This is a genomic window from Bacillus sp. GMa5/1 (genome assembly GCF_050172015.1).
Lineage (GTDB): Bacteria > Bacillota > Bacilli > Bacillales > Bacillaceae_G > Bacillus_A > Bacillus_A cereus.
This window is the reverse complement of sequence record NZ_JBNLYC010000259.1, coordinates 1-4,604: the sequence shown is the minus strand read 5'-3', so window position 1 is coordinate 4,604 and position 4,604 is coordinate 1. Positions and strand designations below refer to the sequence as shown.

Here is a 4,604-nt window from a genome sequence, read left to right as displayed (position 1 = left end):
TAAAAAAGAAAATGTTACTGAAAATACTACATCTATTCAAAATAATAATACTGCAAACCTTACTATTGAAGAACAAGCAATGAACGGCTTATACGGAATGCCCGAAACAACAATTGAAGATGCTGATCACGCTGCAGCTGATGATTTGACTTCAAAAAATTAATTAACTACATTGAAAAAAGCCAAGGAAAATACCCTTGGCTTTTTTCACTATGCATCCACCTTTTGTATTTCTTCACTCTTTCTTGAAAGTTTACCTGGCCAAAAAGCAAATCGGCCTAACACAACTGTAATTGCGGGTACAAGTAACGGTCTTACGATAAACGTATCTAGTAATACGCCAATTGCAGTTACAATACCAAATTGAACTAATACTTGAATTGGAAGTGTACCTAACACTGCAAAAGTTCCTGCTAAAATTAAACCTGCCGATGTAATAACACTACCTGTTTGTATTACACCATTTTTTACTGCATCCAAGTGATTTTGTGTCTTTCTGTTTTTCCATATTTCTGAAACCATAAAGATATTATAATCTTCACCTAAAGCAACTAAAAATACGAATGCGTACAACGGTATCGCACCTTGAATGGCCGGCGCTCCCATACCGTAATGAAGCAATATCCATCCTGCTCCTAACGCTGAGAAGAATGATAAAACGACAGTTACAATTAAATAAACCATCGCAACAACCGATCGTAAGTAGACAAGTAATAGTAAAGCGATAATGCTAATCATTACTGGAATAATTACTGATTCATCACGTTCAGTAATTTGCTTTGTATCATATAATGAAGCTGTTTCTCCACCAATCCACAATTGCTCTTCAGCATTACTAATCACAGCATCTTTTAATACTTTTTCTACATTACTTTTCAATTTAGGAATTTGATCTAACGCTTCAATTGAGTATGGATTTTCCGCTAAAGAAACTTCATACATTTGTATTTGCTTATTTTCTTTTCCCTCTTTTGGCTCTTTCACTGTATTTACGAAAGAAAATTTCTCTAGTTCTTGTTTAATAGGAAGCTCTTTTCCTTTCGTATCAACAACCACTTTTACTGGTGCTAGTTCACCAGCTGAGAAATGATCACTAATTAACGTAAACCCTTCACGAGAAGGCATATCCTTTGGAAACGATTCTAATAAGTCATATGTGTATTGAATACGTGGTACGAACGAAGCCAATCCACCTAATACAAACACAGTTAGCATAATTATTGTCCACGGTCTTCGTACTACTACATCTCCAAGTTTTTTACTAAAGGAGCCTTTTGATTTTTCAACTTTTACAGCCCTCTTTTTCTTTCTTGCAAACTCCTCATTCATTGAAGTTGTTCTCGGTATAAACGGGAAAAATGCAATCCTACCGAAAATTAATAATAGTGCTGGTAAAATCGTTAAAGCCGCGATTCCCATTATAAATACAGCAACACTAAATGGTACTGCAAATCGATGAAAGGCACCATAATGAGCAAGTAATAATGTCCCTAATCCAAGTACAACAGTTAACGCACTCATTATTATTGCACCGCCAGAAGCTTTAATCGCAAGTTGTAATGCTTTATATTTACTTTCTTCTTCTAACAAGTACTCTCTATATCTCGAAATTAAAAATAGACAATAGTCCGTTCCAGCACCAAACAATAATACTGTCATAATTGATATCGCTTGGGCATCTACTTTAATCCATCCGTGATCAGCTAAAAAACCGAGTGTAGGACTAATGATACCGTATGCAAAGCCAACAACAAGTATAGGTAAAATTGCTAAAATTGGCGAACGGTAAAGCAAAATTAATAGGACCAAGACTAATAATACAGTAGCCACTAACAATTTCACATCTGCTTGACTAAATAAACTAACTGCATCCGTTTGAATACCTACAGGCCCAGATAATCGAACATGTAAACCAGATTCACTTATTTTTTGTTTAAATGGATCTTCATCCACCTTACTATTCACTATTTTTCTAAACTCTTCCAGATTTCCTTTTAATATATCCGTACCAGCAGATTTATTAAAGAATACCGGTGTAACAAATGATGTACCATCTTTTGATGCACTTTTTGATAATACTTGCTCTGGAATTGTATCAAATGGCGGTAACGTTGATTGTTCTTTTAAAGGACTAGCTTTTAACTCTTTATAAACGTCTTGTATGAGTTTATAATCCTGTGACTGTAATCCACCATCTCTATACCATACTACTAACAACGGATTCCCTGCATTATTCGGAAACTCTTTTTTCATAAGCGCTTCCGCTTGCTGTGACATAGCTGTTTCAGGTAAATTTTTTGGATTCGGTTCTTTCGTACTGTTTACTTGTGGTAACGTAAATGAAAGTAATAATGTAATAAGAACCCACACCGATAAAGTGATCCATTGCATATTTTTCCCTGCTACAAGCCTCCCTAACATATGTAACGGGTGCTTTTTCATAAAAAACCCACCTTCCTTTTTTCCTTCATTATTAATTATATATACTGGTAGGTTAATTAATCAAGAATGATTGAAAATTATGTTATAATTATCTCAAGAATAAATGTCAGGAGCGAATGGATTTGGAACAAAAACAACGTCCTCTCGGAAGGCCACGTCAAAATAAAAATACAAAATCTACAAAAGAAACCATTTTAGAAGTGGCAACTCGCTTATTTCTTACACAAAATTATCAAGTCGTTTCTATGGGTGAAGTCGCAAAAGTTTGTGGTGTTACGAAAGCAACCGTCTACTATTACTATTCAACAAAAGCCGATTTATTTACCGCTACTATGACCCAAATGATGATACGTATACGAGAGAATATGTCTCAAATACTCTCTACAAACAAAACTTTAGAAGAAAGATTATTAGACTTCGCCAAAGTTTACTTACACGCAACGATGGATATTGATATGAAAAATTTTATGAAAGATGCTAAACTGTCGTTATCTGAAGAACAATTGAAGGAATTAAAAAATGCTGAAAATAATATGTATGAAGTGCTAGAAAAAGCACTCGATACTGCGATGCACATGGGAGAAATTCCGAAAGGAAACGCTAAATTTGCGGCTCATGCTTTCGTATCTTTATTATCTATTGGGAATTTTAAAGATGAAAATCACAATCCTATTCTTGCAAATATAGATGAATTAGCACAAGAAATCGTTTCTTTTTATTGGAACGGATTAGGTCATTCATATTAAATTGATTTGCTTTAATAAAAGAGCATGTTTGAATTTTTTCAAACATGCTCTTTTATAATTTATTTATATACTAATAACCAGATTATACTTCAACGTCACTTAACAAAAAACTCCATTTTAACTTTACAAATTTTGAAGTTGAACATTTATATTCTCCTTACTTAATCCCCCATGGTAACAAACTACAGATTCAATATGTAAATTTAAATACTTCTTCAAAGACTGCTTTGCTTCCTTAATATTTATAGTTGTTGGGGCGTGAATTCCTCCTAACATCCCATTCACACTATACATAGAGTCTCCTGCAATAAGAATTTTGCTTTGTTTCAAATATAAACTAATATGACCTGGAGTATGAAGAATTAGTATTCCACCGCAATACGGAAGTTCTTACCCGTCAATCACAGTATCACTCACTTTTCCTTTTGGTCGGTTCTCTACATTTCCGTCCTTCAATAAAGGTAAATCCCCCCGCGATATATGGCTTATCTAGTTCGTGCGCATAAACTTTAATATTACTTCGACAGCGCTGCAACAATTCTGGAAGACTACCTATATGATCAATATCCTGATGCGTCAAAATCACGACTTTTAACTTATCAAATGATACCCCAACCTTTTCCATCTTTACTTGTATATCTTCAATTTGTCCTGGGAAACCCGTATCTATTAATACTGCCATTTCATCATTCCATAAAAGAATTGGATGAATAACAAATTCTTGAAATTCAAGTTGTAACATTTCTACTCCTTTAGCAATCTCCATACAGCCATTCTCCTTTATGTTGAAGTTTGAAAATATGTACAAGTAAACTGAAAATATAAAGTGAAACTTTAATCCGTGGGGTTTTACTACCCGACAAATAGCAGGATAAAGCACCTCTATCTTATAATATGTTTTGTCATCCCAATAGAGAATGCTTCAAACCCTATAGATTCATAGTAAGATTGCAATTTTTCTACACACATAAGTTGTGGAATAACCTTGTTTTGTTCACAGTGCTGGATTAATCGTTTCACTATTTCTTTTCCGATGCCACTAGACTGATATTTTGGCAATACACCAACTCCACAAATAATGCCTGTTATGACTCCATCTGATATGACACGCCCCATCCCTACTAACCTCTTATCATCAAAAACATAAATTGCATACCAACTTTGCTTACACATTCGTTCTAACTCGTTAACCGTTAATTTAAGAGAATTCCATCCTAAAGATTCGTATAAGGATAATAATCCATTAAAATCTGTAGGGTGTTCACTTGTGTAGCGTATACTATTTTCCATGTAAACACTCCCTATTCTCTGGCTTGTTTATATTTCATAAAATTCCCTTTACACAAATCTGATCGATGTAAAAATAACTAGAACAAACTTCAATAAGAAAGATAGAATTCCTTCTCAATATAAAAT

General features: G+C 34.0%; 4 protein-coding genes and 1 pseudogene. 2 read left to right on the top strand and 3 right to left on the bottom strand.

The features are described from left to right. On the top strand, positions 1-163 hold a 163-nt coding region (locus ACQGSG_RS26845), incomplete at its 5' end, for a DUF4021 domain-containing protein (protein ID WP_426948455.1). Between the two features lie 47 nt (positions 164-210). On the opposite strand, the gene ACQGSG_RS26840 is transcribed toward ACQGSG_RS26845, so the two are convergent. After that, positions 211-2,442 carry an MMPL family transporter gene (locus tag ACQGSG_RS26840; protein ID WP_325842901.1) on the bottom strand — a complete coding sequence of 744 codons (2,232 nt, stop codon included), beginning with the start codon at positions 2,440-2,442 and terminating at the stop codon, positions 211-213. A 122-nt stretch (positions 2,443-2,564) separates the two neighbouring features. Here ACQGSG_RS26840 and ACQGSG_RS26835 point away from each other — a divergent pair, with 122 nt between their 5' ends. Further along, the gene (locus tag ACQGSG_RS26835) at positions 2,565-3,188 is read left to right on the top strand and encodes a TetR/AcrR family transcriptional regulator (RefSeq protein ID WP_325842900.1); all 624 of its coding nucleotides are present in this window, start codon (positions 2,565-2,567) and stop codon (positions 3,186-3,188) included. A 123-nt stretch (positions 3,189-3,311) separates the two neighbouring features. Here the strand turns inward: ACQGSG_RS26835 and ACQGSG_RS26830 are convergent. Beyond that, a pseudogene (locus ACQGSG_RS26830) lies at positions 3,312-3,954 on the bottom strand (MBL fold metallo-hydrolase). A 116-nt stretch (positions 3,955-4,070) separates the two neighbouring features. Further along, complete coding sequence (locus tag ACQGSG_RS26825) at positions 4,071-4,478, bottom strand: GNAT family N-acetyltransferase (protein WP_000431735.1); 408 nt, start codon at positions 4,476-4,478, stop codon at positions 4,071-4,073. Between the last annotated feature and the right edge of the window lie 126 nt (positions 4,479-4,604).